Origin of the sequence: Phyllobacterium zundukense (assembly GCF_025452195.1) — a bacterium.
Lineage (GTDB): Bacteria > Pseudomonadota > Alphaproteobacteria > Rhizobiales > Rhizobiaceae > Phyllobacterium > Phyllobacterium zundukense_A.
In genome coordinates, this window is record NZ_CP104971.1 from 450,298 (window position 1) to 467,020 (window position 16,723).

At 57.3% G+C, this 16,723-nt stretch carries 18 protein-coding genes; 10 read left to right on the forward strand and 8 right to left on the reverse strand.

Going from position 1 to position 16,723, the window contains the following annotated elements; genetic code table 11:
* Positions 1–10 precede the first annotated feature (10 nt).
* Positions 11–337, reverse strand: coding sequence for a non-heme iron oxygenase ferredoxin subunit (locus tag N8E88_RS06760; RefSeq protein WP_210283544.1), 327 nt, complete (start codon positions 335–337; stop codon positions 11–13).
* A gap of 205 nt (positions 338–542) precedes the next feature.
* Between N8E88_RS06760 and N8E88_RS06765 the strand changes: the two genes are divergently transcribed.
* The 6 genes from N8E88_RS06765 to N8E88_RS06790 all read left to right on the forward strand — a co-directional run bounded on the left by N8E88_RS06765 (position 543) and on the right by N8E88_RS06790 (position 6,743).
* Entirely contained in the window at positions 543–1,829 is a 1,287-nt protein-coding gene (locus N8E88_RS06765) for an aromatic ring-hydroxylating dioxygenase subunit alpha (protein WP_262291222.1), read from the forward strand.
* Positions 1,830–1,864: 35 nt separating this feature from the next.
* Positions 1,865–2,386, forward strand: a complete 522-nt coding sequence (locus N8E88_RS06770; protein ID WP_262291223.1) for a hypothetical protein — start codon at positions 1,865–1,867, stop codon at positions 2,384–2,386.
* Positions 2,387–2,554: 168 nt separating this feature from the next.
* Positions 2,555–3,373: an IclR family transcriptional regulator gene (locus N8E88_RS06775; RefSeq protein ID WP_262291224.1), complete on the forward strand. Its 819-nt coding sequence runs from the start codon at positions 2,555–2,557 to the stop codon at positions 3,371–3,373.
* Between the two features lie 21 nt (positions 3,374–3,394).
* Positions 3,395–4,405 carry a 2Fe-2S iron-sulfur cluster-binding protein gene (locus tag N8E88_RS06780; RefSeq protein ID WP_262291225.1) on the forward strand — a complete coding sequence of 337 codons (1,011 nt, stop codon included), beginning with the start codon at positions 3,395–3,397 and terminating at the stop codon, positions 4,403–4,405.
* A 36-nt stretch (positions 4,406–4,441) separates the two neighbouring features.
* Positions 4,442–5,392: a LysR family transcriptional regulator gene (locus N8E88_RS06785; protein WP_262291226.1), complete on the forward strand. Its 951-nt coding sequence runs from the start codon at positions 4,442–4,444 to the stop codon at positions 5,390–5,392.
* Positions 5,393–5,807: 415 nt separating this feature from the next.
* Complete coding sequence (locus tag N8E88_RS06790; protein WP_262291227.1) at positions 5,808–6,743, forward strand: LysR family transcriptional regulator; 936 nt, start codon at positions 5,808–5,810, stop codon at positions 6,741–6,743.
* A gap of 13 nt (positions 6,744–6,756) precedes the next feature.
* On the opposite strand, the gene N8E88_RS06795 is transcribed toward N8E88_RS06790, so the two are convergent.
* From N8E88_RS06795 to N8E88_RS06805, 3 genes are read right to left on the reverse strand one after another with little or no spacing between them, the layout of a single operon-like run.
* Positions 6,757–7,611 carry an alpha/beta fold hydrolase gene (locus tag N8E88_RS06795; RefSeq protein ID WP_262291228.1) on the reverse strand — a complete coding sequence of 285 codons (855 nt, stop codon included), beginning with the start codon at positions 7,609–7,611 and terminating at the stop codon, positions 6,757–6,759.
* 2 nt (positions 7,612–7,613) lie between these two features.
* Positions 7,614–8,291 (reverse strand): RraA family protein, encoded by a 678-nt coding sequence (locus tag N8E88_RS06800; RefSeq protein ID WP_262291229.1) that lies wholly within the window; start codon positions 8,289–8,291, stop codon positions 7,614–7,616.
* A gap of 38 nt (positions 8,292–8,329) precedes the next feature.
* Positions 8,330–9,439 carry a zinc-dependent alcohol dehydrogenase gene (locus N8E88_RS06805; protein WP_262291230.1) on the reverse strand — a complete coding sequence of 370 codons (1,110 nt, stop codon included), beginning with the start codon at positions 9,437–9,439 and terminating at the stop codon, positions 8,330–8,332.
* 153 nt (positions 9,440–9,592) lie between these two features.
* On the opposite strand from N8E88_RS06805, the gene N8E88_RS06810 reads away from it, so the two are divergent.
* Positions 9,593–9,889, forward strand: a complete 297-nt coding sequence (locus tag N8E88_RS06810; RefSeq protein WP_262291231.1) for a hypothetical protein — start codon at positions 9,593–9,595, stop codon at positions 9,887–9,889.
* Between the two features lie 11 nt (positions 9,890–9,900).
* Here N8E88_RS06810 and N8E88_RS06815 read toward each other — a convergent pair whose 3' ends face one another.
* From N8E88_RS06815 to N8E88_RS06830, 4 genes are all read right to left on the reverse strand, one after another.
* Complete coding sequence (locus tag N8E88_RS06815) at positions 9,901–10,950, reverse strand: amidohydrolase family protein (RefSeq protein WP_262291232.1); 1,050 nt, start codon at positions 10,948–10,950, stop codon at positions 9,901–9,903.
* Between the two features lie 32 nt (positions 10,951–10,982).
* Positions 10,983–11,843, reverse strand: coding sequence for a substrate-binding domain-containing protein (locus N8E88_RS06820; RefSeq protein WP_262291233.1), 861 nt, complete (start codon positions 11,841–11,843; stop codon positions 10,983–10,985).
* A gap of 116 nt (positions 11,844–11,959) precedes the next feature.
* Complete coding sequence (locus tag N8E88_RS06825; RefSeq protein WP_262291234.1) at positions 11,960–12,499, reverse strand: chromate transporter; 540 nt, start codon at positions 12,497–12,499, stop codon at positions 11,960–11,962.
* Positions 12,492–13,013, reverse strand: a complete 522-nt coding sequence (locus N8E88_RS06830) for a chromate transporter (RefSeq protein ID WP_262291235.1) — start codon at positions 13,011–13,013, stop codon at positions 12,492–12,494. Before N8E88_RS06830 ends, N8E88_RS06825 begins: the two co-directional genes overlap by 8 nt.
* A gap of 539 nt (positions 13,014–13,552) precedes the next feature.
* Between N8E88_RS06830 and N8E88_RS06835 the strand changes: the two genes are divergently transcribed.
* From N8E88_RS06835 to N8E88_RS06845, 3 genes are read left to right on the forward strand one after another with little or no spacing between them, the layout of a single operon-like run.
* Positions 13,553–15,064 (forward strand): tripartite tricarboxylate transporter permease, encoded by a 1,512-nt coding sequence (locus tag N8E88_RS06835; RefSeq protein ID WP_262291236.1) that lies wholly within the window; start codon positions 13,553–13,555, stop codon positions 15,062–15,064.
* On the forward strand, positions 15,061–15,597 hold the full coding sequence (locus N8E88_RS06840) for a tripartite tricarboxylate transporter TctB family protein (RefSeq protein ID WP_262291237.1): 537 nt from the start codon (positions 15,061–15,063) through the stop codon (positions 15,595–15,597). Before N8E88_RS06835 ends, N8E88_RS06840 begins: the two co-directional genes overlap by 4 nt.
* A gap of 48 nt (positions 15,598–15,645) precedes the next feature.
* Complete coding sequence (locus tag N8E88_RS06845) at positions 15,646–16,650, forward strand: Bug family tripartite tricarboxylate transporter substrate binding protein (protein WP_262291238.1); 1,005 nt, start codon at positions 15,646–15,648, stop codon at positions 16,648–16,650.
* Positions 16,651–16,723 lie beyond the last annotated feature (73 nt).

The following is a 16,723-nucleotide window of genomic DNA, read 5'->3' on the forward strand; positions in this document are numbered from 1 at the left end:
CACATCTGGCTTACACCTCGATCATCACGTCGTCGTTCTCCACGACCACTTTGTAGGTTCGCACGGGTACCATGCAGGGCGGAGCGACGACCTCTCCGGTGCGAAGATCGAATGCACCATTGTGGAAATCGCATTCGATCGTATGGCCGTCGATATATCCTTCCGACAGCGAGCCCGGGCCGTGGGTGCAGGCATCGTCTGTCACGTAGAACGTCCCATTGACGTTGAAAACGGCCAGCACGAGATCGCCGGATTCGACCCTGATGGCGCTGTCGAAATCAACATCGTCCGCAGAGCAAAGCCTTATCCTCGAACGCGTTTGCGTCATCTGGTTCATATCCTTTCTCCCTGCTGCCGCCGCGCGCTTGACTAGCCCGCCAACAGCCTGTAGCTTTCTAAAAACGAAACAGCGTTCTGTATAAAGGAACGCAGCGTTAGGATAACCGATCAGAGCCAGACGTCAACTCGAAACTGACGAATAACGTTCTGGCTCGGGCAAACAGCCGGATTTCGTCGCGACTGGACGATTCGAGGAGGATTGAATGCTTAGAAAAGAACAAAACGACCTTCTGACGCAGACTGGTCCGGCCACACCTATGGGCGACATGTTTCGCTGCTACTGGATACCGGCGCTGCTTGCGGAAGAACTGCCGGCCAATGATTGTCCGCCGGTTCGCATAAAGCTGCTCAGCGAACGTTTGCTGGCATTCCGGGATAGCGAAGGCCGCTACGGATTGATCGACGAGTTTTGCGCCCACCGGGGTGTTTCATTGTGGTTTGGCCGTAATGAGAAGGGTGGATTGAGGTGCCCCTATCATGGCTGGAAATACGATCACACGGGACAATGTATCGAGGTGCCGTCGGAACCTAAGGAAAGCGGCTTCTGCAACAAGATCAAGCTGAAGTCCTATCCACTCATCAAGATCGGCGATATTCTCTGGACCTATATGGGACCAGCCGACAAAGAGCCGCCCCATCCGGAATGGGAATTTGCGCTTGTGCCGCCTGAGCAGACGTTCACGTCGAAGCGCTGGCAGGAGTCGAACTGGTTGCAGGCCATGGAAGGCGGCATCGACTCGAGCCACGTTTCCTTCCTTCATAGCGGAAGCTTGAATAGCGACCCGTTGTTCAAGGGTGCTCGCGGCAACAAATACAACATGGCCGACTCCAAGCCATTTTTCGAAGTCACCGACAATGAAGGCGGACTATTCATCGGCGCCCGCAGGAATGCCGAGGAAGGCCGCTACTACTGGCGTGTAACGCCATGGGTCATGCCGTCTTTCACCATGGTACCGCCGCGTGGCAACCATCCTGTCCACGGCCATTTCTGGATCCCGATCGACGACGAGAATTGCTGGGCATGGAGCTTCGACTATCATCCCGTCCGGGCGCTGACGCCCGAAGAGCGCCAGGCAATGCTCGATGGCAAGGGCATTCATGTCACATACGTTCCGGGAACCTTCCGTCCCGCCGCCAACAAGGACAATGACTATCTAATGGATCGCGAGGCTCAGCGTCTTGGCGTAACCTATTCCGGCGTCGAAGGTATCGCCATGCAGGATGCATCCTTGCAGGAAAGCATGGGACCCATCGTCGACCGGACAAAGGAAAATCTGGTGTCGACGGACAACGGCATCATCATGGCGCGCCACCGTTTGCTGAAAGCCGTCCGGGCATTCAAGGACAAGGGCATCACGCCTCCGGGTGTCGATCCCGCTCACCACCGCGTTCGATCGGCGGCTGTCGTTTTGCCTGTCGATCAATCTTACATCGATGCAGCCGCCGAAGCGTTGACAGTGATCGAGGGAAAAGCGCCGGCCTCTGTCTGAGCCATGGTGACGGTCCGTTTCCAAAGGAAAACGATATGCAGCTTGGTCTCAGTGAAAGTGCGCGCGCTACGACGGCGGAGGAAGCCCGGTTCAGAATAGGGTACCCCAATTCGCGGCCGAGGAAGTCGCGCATCATAGCGCTCGATTCCGATAGCGTGGCGGCGCTGAAATCACTGGCGGATCAAGCTTCAGACGGCGCTCACTTTCTGCGGTACATCGAACCAAAGGCCGCTGCGAATTCGCTGAAGATGTTGTCCATCGATGCGGTACTCGAGGATATTGATGGCAACCGGACCAGTCTCGTGGATGAGATTGCCGACGCGGATGTTATCGTCATGGTCACTTCCGCCGGAGCGTCGGCGGAAGCCGCCGAGGTGATCGGCAACGCCTGTTTCGTGCGCAACAAGATGACCACAGGTCTTGTCCTCAACTCGGCCAGCGTTCCGTCCGAGCAGTTGAAGCGGACATTGACCACAATGCGTCCCTTCGCGGCCATGCTCGTTGTATCGACAGGCGCGGAATATGTCAGCGAAATGCTGAGCGCGTTGCGAGTTTGAGATGCGATTGCCAGAGGGCGGCAATATCGTAAACGCAGGGCCGGGATTGCAGCATTCCAGAGCAACTCCAGCCGCCGGAATGTCTTTCAAATGGGTGGTCTGGGAAATCGTGAGGGCTGTGTTATGAACGACGCTGTTGTCCACGCGATCAAACGGAATGTTGAACCCATGAACCCGCCTACCAAAGACACGTCCAGTTCAAAGAAAACGCCAGCCTCCAAGCGCAATCGGCTGTCATCCGTCACGACGGCAATACGGCTGCTGAAGGCCTTTTCAGAAGACGAGGTGGAGATCGGTGTCAGCGCACTTGCATTGAAGCTGAAGGTGGCAAAGAGCACGGTTCATCGCCTTGCCGTGACATTGGTTTCGGAAGGGTTGCTGGAGCAAAACCCGGAAACCGAGCGTTATAAGCTCGGTGTCGGACTGTTCGGTCTCGGGACACTCGTACGCCGGCGTATGAATGTCTCCAATGAAGCGCGCCCGTTTCTTTTCGACCTGCGCAAACACACCGGCGAAACCATCATCCTTGGCATCCCGACAGATACCGAAATCATGCACGTTTATGATTTGGAAAGCCCGCAGGCATTGTCGATCAAATCGGAACTCGGCGTCCGCCGGCCGGCACATTGCACGGCAGTCGGTCGCGCGATCTTTGCATTCGCTCCGGAAGAAACGATCGAACACGTGCTGGCAGGACCGCTCGCCCGCCGTACGCCGCGCACTCCGGTCGATCCCAAGCAGATACGGAAGATATTCGCCGAAGTCCGTGAGCGCGGTTACGCCATTGAAGACGAGGAGAGTGAACCGGGGATTCGGGTCATCGCCGCACCGGTCCGGGATTCAAACGGTGTTGTCGTCGCTGCTGTCGGTATTGGCGGACCTTTGCAGAGATTGTCGATCGAAGCGCTCGAGGGTTTTGCGCCGCCGCTTTTGGAAACAGTGGCAGCGATATCTGCCCGTCTCGGATACTCGGCAAGGCATCGATAGGCAGAAATGGGAAGCCCACGCATGGCAGTCATCACGCTGAATGGAAGAGACCTCCACTGGGAGTGTGACGAAGGCGACACGATCATGCGATCGGCACTACGGGCGGGATTGGGCTTTCCCTATGAGTGCAATGTCGGTTCATGCGGCAATTGCCGCTTCGATCTCCTTGAAGGAGAAATCGAAGAGCTGCGTACTGATCCGCCGGGCTTGAGCGAACGGGATCGCGCGCGCGGCCGCCGCCTGGGCTGCCAGGCGAGCCCTTTGTCCGATTGCGCCGTCAAGCTGCGACTGATGCCGCAGTATGAGAGCCTTTTCAGGCCGCAACGCCAGGCTGCGACCTTGGTTGCGACGTCCGACATCACGCATGACATCCGGGAGTTTCGCTTCCGCTCAGAGGCAACGAGCCGTTTCCTTTCGGGTCAATATGCTTTGCTGCACCTGCCCGGAATACCGGGTGGTCGCGCCTATTCCATGGCGAATATCAGCAATGATGATGGGGAATGGCACTTTCAGATACGCCGCGTGCCAGGCGGCGAGGCGACGGGATATTTGTTTTCGCAACTGCGCCTGGGGGATAGGATCGAGCTCGATGGCCCCTATGGCATGGCATATCTTCGCGAGAACTCGCCGAGAGATATCGTTTGTATTGCCGGTGGTTCGGGCCTGTCGCCGATGGTGTCGATCACGCGCGCGGCGGCTGTTGCGCCAAGCCTTGCCGGAAGACGTATAGACTTCGTCTTCGGCGGGCGCACGGCGCAGGATATTTGCGGCAAGGAAATGCTGCAAATGCTTCCGGGATTTGGTACAAATATTCACTACCATCCAGTTGTTTCCGGCATGCCTGAAGCCGATGATGGCTGGGATGGTTACAGAGGCTATGTGCATGAAGTGGCGCACAGTCTTTTCGCCGCACGGCTTCCTTCGTGCGAGATCTATTTTGCAGGTCCCCCCGCAATGGGACAAGCAATACAGAAAATGTTGGTCGACCTCGGCGTCGACTCAACCCAAGTGCATTTTGACCAGTTCTATTGATCATTTGGCTGCAACCGACAGCCGCTGAAAGCCGCAATGAAACCTCGTCAGCTGATATATTTCATAAAGGTCGTTGACGTAGGCAACATTACGAAAGCGGCGGAACAGTTGAATCTGGCGCAGACCGCTCTCGGGATACAGATACGCAATCTCGAGGAATCGCTTCATGTTCAATTGCTCGACCGCCATTCGCGGGGTGTCAGCGCGACACCCGCGGGACTTTTGCTTTACGAACGTGCGCATGAGATTCTGCAGCGGATCGAGGACACGCGCCGCGACCTGATTTCGCTGGCGGGCGAGCGCGCACGCATCCGGCTTGGCGCTACGCCGAGCATCCTGAAGTTGATCGGAACCGAACTGGTGGTCGCCGCAAAACAGCAACTGCCTGGAATCGCATTGCATGTGGTGGAGGAGTTGAGTTTCGTCCTGACCGATGCGCTGGAGCGCGGCGAACTCGACTACGTCCTCGCCTATGACATCGACGAGAACCCCGGTCTCAGGCGCCTTGCCCTGATGAAGGAAGACTTGCTCCATATTGCGGCACCGGGGGGAGATACTCCCGAGGGTGGAATATCGTTCAAACAGGCGGTCGCGGGCGATCTGGCCCTCGTGTCCAGCCGGGATATTATCTGGCGCCGCATCCACAAGACGGCCTCTCGCTTGTCGCTGGATGTCAACGTGACGTATCAGGTCCAATCGATGGAAGCGATCAAGGCGCTGATCCTTCATGGTCTAGCAGAAAGCATCATGCCGTTCGGTATCGTGTCGGAAGAAATTCAATCGGGCGCACTGATTGCCCGGCGTATCGAGCGCCCGTCGGTGAGACTGACACTTTATCTGGCTCACGCAGCCCACAAGGGATTGAGCGACGACACGGCATTCATCGCATTCGTCGATGGAATGATCGACAGGCTCGCCGCTACAATCGGGCCGTACGCGCACCCGATTGACCGCTCCCAACCGCCCCAAATAGAAACAGACCATTGAAGTCGATCGCATAGGCAATCTCCGCCGTTCATCTGCCATGCAAAATCGATATACCAGCTTTGCCGAAGCGTTGTTTCCGCCGTCGTCCACCTGATTTATATTGCGGTGCACAATACCAGGAAGGACGTGTCGTGACTATACTTACCGAAGACCGCAATGCTGGACCAAGTTGGTTCCGCACTGTTCTTTCAAGCATCGCCGAAATGGTGAATTGCCTCCGTGCCGCAAAAGAGTGTGCATTCGCCGTTGAACACAGGCGCACGCCGCCGGCCTCGGCACTGCGAACCTTGGGCATTGACCCGGCGTCGCTCAAGGATGTTTTCAAGCGTAGCTAGAAGCCGATTTAGTACCGGCTTTTCCGGCCTTGACCGTCAAATCCCTTTACTCCGCCATTGAGTTTTTTTATTGTGGCTGAATGAAAAACGTCACCTTTCGAAAGCTCCAGTCGCTGCTGGCGATCGAGACTCATCGAAAGATTGTAGATGCGGCGAAGGCCTTGGGGCTGACTGCACCGGCCATCACATTACAACTGAAACAGCTGGAAGAAGATGCAGGCGTGACGCTTTTCGAGCGCACGCCGCACGGCATGTTTCCGACGGAAGCCGGAAAAGTTTTTCTCGAAGCCGCGAAAGAGATCGATGAGCGTTTGCAGCGACTCGATGACGATATCAACGCCTTCCGCCGCGTGAAACGCGGGCATATCACGGTCGGGGCCGTGTCCACGGTCAAGTATTTTGCGGCGCCATTGTTTGCAGCCTTCTCGAAAGAATATCCCGATGTACATCTCGAACTGATTATCGATCGCCGGGATGAGACAATTGCCCGGCTGAAGGATCGCGCCGTCGACATCGCGCTGCTCGGCCGTCCGCCGCGGGATATATCGGTTCGTGCCGCGGTGTTCGGCGAGCACTCACTGGTCATCGTCAGCGCGCCCGGTCACGCCTTGGCAGGCAAGCGCGATATCACCAAAGCAGAGATTGCCAACGAACATTTCCTGCACCGGGGGAAGGGGTCCGGCACCAGAACGTTTTTCGAGCGGTTCCTGAAGGATATTCCCGGCCGGCTGGATGGCCCAAGCACGGAGATGGAAACTGTCGAGGCTATCAAACAGGCTGTGATGGCCGATCTCGGCATCGCCTTTCTGTCGATGCAGAGCGTTGCCGCCGAGGTTCAGGCGGGCCAGCTCGCCGTTCTCGACGTCATGGGATTGCCGATTCGCCGCCAGTGGTTTGCCATCAGCCGCAGCGATCGCGCGGTCACGCCTGTCATGGCTGCGTTTCAGGCGTTTCTTGCCACGCGCGGTGAAACGTTCCTGCCGAGTTTCAGCGACCCGGCGAAGGTGCCCGCCTGAACGGCATCCAATTTTACCTCGGAACCGCCAGCAGAAAATCGAGCACCTTGGCATTGCAGTTTGCCGCACTCTGCTCCGGGACCGGCATATCCCAATAGTCCGAGTTTGGGATACATTCCTGCAGATAGCGCGCAGCAGACGTCGCATGCGAAGCGTCGGCGCCGGGAATGATCAACGTCGGGATGTCGAGGCACAGCAGGTCTTCCGGTTCGGCGCCGGGTGATGTATCGCGATCGAGCAAGGTTCGCACCATACCGGCCACGATGGCCTTGTAATGATCGAGGTTGAGCCGAGCATACTTGTCCGCAAAATCGGGGAAATTGCGGATGACCGATACCCACGGGCCGCCTCTCGGGTCTGCACCAAAAGCCTTGTTGCTTTCCTTCGCCAGGCTTACGACAGCCTCGAGCCCGTTCTGGCTGACGAAGGCCAGGTGTTCGGCAAACCGCTGGTGACCGGTCATGCGATATCTCGCCCCCCCAACCGGCCAGAACAGGATCATGCTCAGCGTCTTTTCGGGATAGGTCGCACCGAAGGCGGAAACTGCGCTGCAGCCCATGCACCCGCCCATCAGATGGGCCTTGTCGATGCCGAGATGGTCGAGCAAGCGCTTGCCCTGTTCGACATAGTGGGCCCAGGTGACCCGCTCGACGCACCCGCCCGATTGCCCTGTTTCGCGCCGGTCGAAAACAATACAGCTGTATTTTTTGGAAAGTTGATCCAGAAACTTGATCTGCGCATAAATACCCTGGGTGGACCACTTTTCGATCGTCGCGTCGAAGCCGCCCGGCGAATACATGAGCAAGGGCTCGCCCGAGCCGACAACCTCATAGCGTGTCGATATTCCGTCGATTGTGGCCGTCGCCATTTTCAAACTCCTTCGCAACCGAGGCGCTTTAGGCTTTCGTCGACCCAAAGTTTGGGATCGAGCTTGCCCGCAAGCGTAGTGGCCACTGTTTTCAATTCCGCTTCATGCTTGGCTTTTGCCAGCGGATAGATTTCGCCAGTCAGTTCGTATGGAACACAAAGCAGTCCGTCATCATCGCCCATGATCAGATCGCCCGGATTGATGACCATACCGTCGAGCGAGATCGGAGCGTTGATTTCGCCCGGACCGTCCTTGTAGGGGCCGCGATGCGTGATGCCTGCGGCAAACACCGGAAAGCTGTTGTTCCTGATCCAGCCATAGTCGCGAACGGCGCCATTTATCACAACGCCGGCAACGCCGATCTGCCTGGCGTGCGAAAGCATCATCTCGCCGACAAGTGCATTCGACAATTCTCCGCCGGCATCGACGACGATCACGTCGCCCCGCTTTGCCATCAGCAGCGCCTTGTGAATCATCAGATTGTCGCCGGGCCGGGTCTTGACCGTGAAAGCCGGTCCCGCCAAAGGCCCGCCTGCGTGCAACGGGCGGAGATTCGGTCCGCCCGCGGTCAGCCGTGACATGACATCGCTGACATTGGCCACGGGCAGCTCGCGAAACTGCCTGACTGTCTCGTCGTCAACCCTGCGCGTTCGTTCGAGAATTCGAAATCCATGTGCCATGGCGTTGTTCCTTTTCAGATTCTGCTGAAATATCGAGACTATTCCCAGGGTAGCAATGAGGCATGGATCACATCGGGCACGCCTTGTCCGCCGACGGACTGGATGGCAACGGCCGCGTCCTTCAACCCGAAACGGTGGGTCGTGATTTTTTCGAGATCGAAGCGTTTGGAGGCGATCTGTTCGAGCGCAAGTTCACAGGCCTCATAGCTGTGGCCCCGGGCACTCTTGAGCGTGATCGCCTTGACAGTCATCTTCTCAAGGGGAAAGTTCGGAAATTCCTTCAGTTCGCCCTGAACGAGAATGGTGCCGGCTTTACGAACCAGAGCCTCGACGCCGAGCAGGATCGGGATCGTACCAGCCCCGGCTGTACAATCGAGAGAGACATCGACACCTTTTCCGCCGGTAATCTCCATGATGCGGGCAAGCGGGTCTTCTTTCTGCACATCGATGACGTAGTCGGCTCCGAGCGATTTTGCCACCTCGAGGCGCGCGGTATCCTTGGTGGTTCCGGTGACGATGATCAGCGAAGCGCCCGCCTGCTTGCAGATGACCGTCTGCGATAATCCTTGTTGGCCCGGACCCTGAATCAATACGGTGGAATTGTAGCCGACATTGGAATCGAAGAGCGACCACTCGACACCGTTGGCCATAGGCGTCACCAGGCCTGCAAGTTCCGGGGTCACGCCGGCCGGAACGCGGTGCACCACGGCATTCCACGGCAGATAGACGTATTGTGCAAAGCCGCCCCAGAGATGCGGGGCACGTTCTGCACTGGTATAGCCATAGCGGATACCGTCCGGATTATTGCGCCAGTCGGTATTTTCGCAATGCCGGTACTGACCCTGATGGCACCATTTGCATTTACCGCACATGACATAGTGCTCGACGAATACCAGATCGCCTTCCTTGAAGCCCTTGCGCCGGGTGAATTCACGGCCAGCCTTGGCGATATAGCCAATGTTTTCATGGCCCATGATGGTCGGGGCGTTTGAGGGCGGCGTTTTGAACAGCTTGACGTCGGTCCCGCAAATACCTGCCACTTCCATCTTCAGCAGCGCCGCGTCTTCGGGAATATCGGGCATTGGATATTCCCGAATCTCCATCTGGCTTGGCCCGGTGCGGACGGCAGCTAAGACTCGTTCTGTCATTTCAAACTCCCTGGAAGTTCTCGTCGCTGGCTGTCGAACATGCAATTTCTGTCAGCGTTGCGGTTTTGCGTTCAGTTTTGACAAATTCGCGTTTGTCATCCTATTTAGATGTCCGGTACCGGCGGCATTTGCGCCGGCCCTCAGGTTGAAACCATGCTCAAATCCGCTATTCCCGACCGTGAACGACTTGCCGCTATCAGGCGCGTAAAGACCTGGACGGTGGAACGTTTCAGTCTTTCGGACGACATGACAGTCTCGGTGATGGAGGTCGCTTGTGGATTGCCCGGATGCCCGCCGCTCGAAACCATCGTGACATTCTGGACCACGAGCGATAGCCGGCACGCGTTCAAGGTGTTCAAACCTATCAGCGAGGTCACGCCGGAAGACCTGCCGCCGTCGTGGATGAAGCGGGCCATCGTCTCGAATGACGATGACCTGTCGTGCTGCTGAGTGCAGTAACGTCATCTCAGTTTGCCGGGCTTGGCGGGATGCCCGCGTTTCGTCAGCTGTGCGTCAAGGCGCGGATAGACCCGGCGCGCATTGCCTTCGAAAATCTTGTGGCGGCTTGGCTCGTCCAATGTCGCAAGCTGGTCGATATAGCGCTTGGTGTCGTCATAGTAATGACCGGTTTCCGGGTCGATGCCTTTAACCGCGCCCAGCATCTCCGAGGCGAATAATATGTTGTCGACCGGGATGACCTTGGCCATCAGTTCGATGCCCGGATAATGGTAGACACATGTGTCGAAGAAGACGTTCTTCAAAAGATGGTCGGCAAGCAGCGGTTTCTTCATCTCCTGCGCAAGACCGCGATATCGGCCCCAATGGAAGGGTACTGCGCCGCCTCCATGGGGTATGACGAATTTCAGCGTCGGAAAATCTTTGAAAAGATCGCCCTGAATGAGCTGCATGAAGGCTGTCGTATCGCCGTTGATGTAGTGCGCGCCCGTGTGGTGGAAGTTCGGGTTGCACGATGAAGTCACGTGGATCATCGCTGGTACGTCGAGTTCGCACAGCTTTTCGTAGAGCGGATACCATTGAGGATCGGTCAGCGGCGGATCCGTCCAGTAACCGCCGGACGGGTCGGGATTGAGATTAACGCCGATGAATCCGAGCTCGCTAACGAGACGCTCAAGTTCCGGAATGCAATTCTTCGGAGGAGATCCGGGATGCTGCGGCAATTGACCGACAGCAGCAAAATTATCGGGGAGCAGTTGGCAGATCCGGTAGATCAAATCATTGGAAAGTGTTGTCCACTGCATGCTTACAGCTTCGGTTCCCACATGGTGTGCCATGCCCGCGGCGCGCGGCGAAAAGATCGTGAGGTCACTGCCACGTTCGCGTTGCAACTTGAGTTGCGGCTCGACGGACTGGCGCAGCATGTCATCGGTGATCCCGAGATCCGTGCTCGTCGGGCGCCGCATGGGATCAGCGAGGCCAGCCAGCTGCTTGTCCCGGAACTGATGCAGTGCCTGGGGTTCCGTGGTGTAGTGGCCGTGAATATCGATGATCATGAAAATTACCCAAGAATGAAGTTGTGTTGGATTCAGATTTTCCAGAAAAGCTCATCGACTTCGTAGGGTCGTGAACTGAGCCTTTGGTCGAAAGCATAGTCGAGCAGCGTCTGCATTGGCTTGCGAGTCGCTTCCAGTCCGTAGGGCAAAGCAGCTGTCCCCTTTGCACCGGATTTCACCCGCGCCTCTTCAAAGAGCGCCATCAGTTCACCGCCAAGCCAGGGATGCCGTTCGAGAAGTTCTTTCCTGACGGAAACGATGTGGTTCACCGGGAGTATTCCCGTCTTCTCGGACCACTTCAGCGCTGCATCTTCTGCATTCCGTATGACAGGGCGCACGTCGGCGGGATCGACGTTGCGTTCACCCATGATTGCCGCAAGTTCACCCGACAGCAGGAGTTCGCGCAGACCCTTGCCGCTGTTGCGGACCGCATTTTCCGGATCCTTGTATTCGGCAACATGGGCATCTTCCATGGTCACCCACGTGATGCGATTGAGGTCCACACCATATTCCGATTTGAGAATCCCGCGAATCCAGACGCCCGTGGTCTGCGTATAGGCGCGCACGCCAACCTTCTTGCCTTGAAGTTCGGCCGGATCGCCGAGGTCAGATCCTGCCGCGCAAACCAGATTGTCGTGATGCAACCTGCGCCAAAGTGGAATGGGAAGCGCTGTAATGGGTTTGCCCAAGTCGACGGCAACCAGATGCGTGGTCAGAGCCATTTCGCTCACATCGAGATCCCCGCCCCGAACCATGGTTCGAAATGCCTTCGGCAGGGGATCAAACTCCTGAAACACCAGTTTGAGACGGGGTGACGTTACGCTGCCATCCTTGAGCGGCCGCACGTGATCGTGCTTGCCGAGGGCTGTGCGTAACACCAGTGGTTCGACCATTTCTGCCTCCTCCCACAGCTTCAACGAAGATGGTATGTTCTTCTATAAGGAACTGCGTTCTATTTTACGCATAATACCGCGAATTGCGCGCCGGTCAATTGCCGAGAAGGGCGTAACTAGATTTTGCCGGCGGCACTCAGGCAGAAATAGAGCGCTCCAACGGTGCCAAGCACCGGATACGGACCGACCCTCGTGAGCGTGAGAAAGGCCGCCGCCGCCAGGGTTGTAGCGATTTCGAACAGGCTCAGCCCCGCAGACTGCGAAACCGCCAACCCGCCTGCGACGATCAATCCAACTGCAATCGGTGTTAGCCCTCGTTCGACGGCGCGTCCCCAGGGGGAAAGGCGATGTTGCTGCCACCAGCGTCCAAAAATGCAGATCAATGCCGAGGACGGAATGAAGATCGCCAGCGTAGCGATGACTGCTCCCCAAAAACCACTGATCCCCCATCCGATCAGCGCGACAATGAGCGTGCTAGGACCCGGAGACGCGCGCGAGATGGCGTAGAGATCAGTGAACTGGCGGCTTGTCAGAAGGTGCTGCACATCGACGGTCTGGTGCTGCAAGCTGGCAACGATCGTCTGCCCCCCGCCAAAGGAGACGAGAGAGAGCGGAATACACAAAAGGACGAGGCCGAGTAGCTTGTCGTCATCCATGCTTTTTGTCCCTGCTCGACAGGTAGGACACCAGTACGCTGGGCGGAATGCTTGCGAAGACGACGGGAACGAGCGGCCAGCGCAACACGCCAACCATGATAAACACGGCTAGCGCGATGAGAATGGGTAACGTCTGTCCATGCAGTCGCCGCGCCGTCTTCATCCCCATCGTCAGCGTCGATGCTATGCCGACGCAGGCAAGTCCCCGCAGAACCGAATGCGTCTCGGGATACGCACTCAATTGCCGGTAAACCGTGCTCAACAGGATGATGACGGCGAAAGCCGGCGCCACCATTGCGAATGTGGCAATGATGGCGCCTGGGAGGCCGCGCAGTTTGAGCCCAATATAGACGGCGAGATTTACCGGGTTGGCTCCCGGCAGTATCTGGGCGATGGTTTGTGTCTGCAGGAAATTCTCATCGGTCATCCAGCCGCGCCGCTCGACAATCTCGCGATACGTCCAGGCTGCCATGCCTCCGCCAAAGGAGGAAGCACCGAGTTTGAGAAAGGACATGAGCAAGGATCCGAGCGATGCACGCGGCTCCTCTGGTGGGTTCGATGCGTCGACGCGTTGTTCCAAAAAATCTTCTCCCCGCAGCAAGGCCAGTTGCCACTCGATCTCGCCTGATAAGCTGAAGTGGCGAGGGCGCCGATGACAATGATTGGAATTTTTGTAGCCGTGATGCCGGGGCACACAGACCTATAAAATCACATAAAAACGTTGCCGTTAATGCAGAGGAAGTCCACGCTATTTCGCCTTAACGGCAAACTAAGAAAAACTTAGTGCGATGTGATTTCCCGTTATCTTCCGCGCGGGCGGCGACAAACTCGCCAGCTAAGCCGCTGTGCCAGCCCACACAAAAACAACTGGTCTGAGCGTAATATTTTGCTTTGGACAAAATGCATCGGATTGACCCTAATTGGAGGGCCGCTGCCGTTTTAGCCAGCGCAATAACTGTGCATGCGCCGTGCTCGTGGAGGAGCTTAGCAGCAATTGCATGACGGATCGCAATCCGGGATTGCCGTTCGTTGGATGGGAGGATTGATACTGTAATGATCGACACTATGTTTGCCGCGCTCTACGGCCTAGTGAGCTCGCCCCACATAATGGGCCTCATGCTGATAGCCGTCATTTTCGGATTGCTGGTCGGTGTCACGCCCGGTATCGGCGGGAAGCTTTCCATCGCAATGGCCATTCCATTCGTCTACGGCATGGACAAGGTGTCAGGAGCGGTATTCCTGCTGACGATGCACGCCGTCAACGGCACCAGCGGCCAGATATCCAGTATCATGTTCGGTATACCCGGTGACGGTGACGATGCCGCGACGACCCTCGACGGATATCCTCTGGCCAAGCAGGGGCAGGCGGCGCGGGCACTTGGTGCCAGCATCACCGCATCCGGCGTCGGAGGTATCATCGGAGCGATCGTATTCGCCATCATGATACCTGTTCTAGAGCCGGTCATTCTCATGTTCAGTCCTGCTGAGTTCTTCTTGATTGCCCTACTGGGCATCAGCTTCATTGCGTTTCTCTCCAGCGGCAAGAAGATCGTCAAAGGCCTGATCGTCGGCTTTTACGGCTTGATGCTGGCTACGATTGGCATGGACCCGATCACAGGTACACCGCGCTATGCCGGCGACATGCTATTCCTTTGGGACGGTGTCAGTCTCGTCACCGCCGTACTCGCTCTTTTTGCAGTGCCGGAAATGATCGCGCTCAGCACCAAGGGCGGAGCCATCTCGGCGGTGCCCATGGATAAGGGTTTCAACTATCAGCAATTGCTTTCGGGTGTCATGGAAGTGCCGCGCCATTGGTGGCTCGTCCTGCGCACCTCGGTGATCGGCGCTGTGATCGGCATGATTCCGGGCCTTGGGGGTTCGACTGCTGCCTGGCTCTGCTATGGCCATGCGGTACAGAGCTCGAAGACACCCGAGCGCTTCGGCAAGGGAGCTATTGAAGGTGTTATCGCGCCTGAGACCGCAAGTAACGGCAAGGAAGGCGGCTCGCTGCTGCCGACCCTCTTCTTCGGTATTCCCGGAAGTTCCGGAATGGCCGTGCTGCTCGGCGCGTTCCTCATTCTCGGCATTCAGCCGGGCGCGACGATGGTCACCCAACACCTTGAGCTTGTCTGGACGCTGATATGGGCATTGGTCGTCGGCAATCTGATTGCGGTTGGCATCCTGCTCGTCGTCTGCCGCTGGGTTGCGGTGCTCACCTTCGTCAATGGCCGCTATCTGGTGCCGTTCATTCTGGTCTTCGTGTCGCTCGGCTGCTTCGTTAGTGACTATCAGTGGCAAAATCTCATCATCCTCGTGCTGTTCAGCGCGATTGGTTATGGCTTCCTTCGGGCAGGCTGGCCACGCTCGCCTTTCGTGATCGGTCTCGTTCTCGGGGGAAAAGCCGAAGCGTCACTCAATCAGGCACTGCAGCTCTGGGGCTACAGTTTCTTCCTGCGTCCCATCTCGCTTGTCCTGATCGCCATGATCGTTGGACTGATGGTCTATGCGTTCTACCGCAATTTCAGGCCGCATCGTGCCAATTCAAGCGTTGGAGTGAACCTATGAAACAGCTCAGCTTCAGCACGTGGCTTACCTTCGTCATGCTCGCGATCTTCGGCACGATGGTTGCAATGGCCACCCAGTTTCCGCCGAACGCACGGTTCATGCCATTCGTGGTTGGCATACCGGGAATCGCGTTGTGCCTGCTGCAACTCGGCATGGATCTGTTGCGCACACCTGGCAATCAGCTGGTCGAAAGCTTCCAGCCGGCATCGAAGGCGGGCGTGCCGGCCAATCTCGTCCCCGAGGAAGAGCCGGAATTCGGTCCGCACACCGTGTCACGCGAATTGACGATGTGGGCCTACTTTGTCGGTTTCATCGCGGCAGTCCTCGTCTTCGGCTTCTATATCAGCGTGCCGGTGATGTTGTTGTCGTTCCTCCGCAGGCAGGCGGAGGCGAGCTGGAAGTTCGCGCTCTTTCTCGCGGTAGCGGCGACGGTCGTTCTCTATCTGATGTTCGGCGTCTTGCTGCGCGTGCAGCTCTTTCATGGCTTCCTGACGCCCATCGTTCTGCGAGCCTTCGGGTTCGAAGTGAGTTAACCGACAAATTACCTATCAACAAAAGGCAGTAAAAAGGGAGGGAATGGAATGATGAAACAATCAATTCGCACGGCAGTTTTTGGTGCCGTCCTGATCGCCGGGCTCGGGTCCGCGCTAGCGCGGGCGGACGAGGCCGCCGACTTCTACAAGGGTAAAACTGTGACCTATATCGTCGCGACGGCCCCCGGCGGCGGTTACGATACGAACGGCCGTCTTGTCACGGAGTTCATGCAGAAACACCTGCCGGGATCGACGTTCGTCGTACAGAACATGCCGGGCGCCGGCCACCTGATCGGCACAAACTATATCTATGCTTCCGACCCGGACGGTCTGACCTTCGGTACTTTCAACACCGGCCTTATCTACGGTCAGCTGGCGGGCGATCCTGGCATCAAGTTCGACCTGACCAAAATGTCCTGGATCGGCAAGGTATCCTCCGATCCGCGCGTCATCGTGGTTTCGAAGGATTCCGGCATCACGAGTTTCGATCAGCTGAAAAACCTGAAGGAGCCGATAAAGTTTGCGGCCGCCGGTGTCGGCAGCGCGTCGACGATCGAAACGACGATGCTGGTCAAGTCGATCGGCCTGCCGATCCAGGTCATCACCGGCTACAATGGCAATGAAGATCAGCTGGCGATGCGCCGCGGCGAAGTCCAGGGCATCGTTGGCTCGCGCTCGACGTTCCAGCAGTTCGTCGATGACGGAAATGGCAAGTTCATCGCGCAGATCGGCGGTTCCGAGACCGATGTTCCACAGCTTGCCTCGATGGTTACGAGCGAGGAGGGCAAGAAGGCCATCGCGCTGGTTGAATCCCAGAGCGATATTTCGCGATTGACGGCGGGACCTGCAGGCATTCCAGCCGATCGGCTGAAGGTGCTGCGCGACGCCTATGCGGCCGCAACGTCCGATCCCGAGTTTATCGCCAAAGCCAAGACGCTCGGCCTGCCGCTTGATCCGCTTATCGGCGACGCCGTGGGCGACTCCGTGAAAACGGCCATGGATCAGACGCCGGAGATCGTGCAGTTCCTCAAGGATTCGCTCAAGCCGGAATAGCAGAGCTTTCTGCCTGCTTGGGGCGACCGGACCACCCTGGTCGCCCTGAATTTTGCTCAACTGTACAAGGACT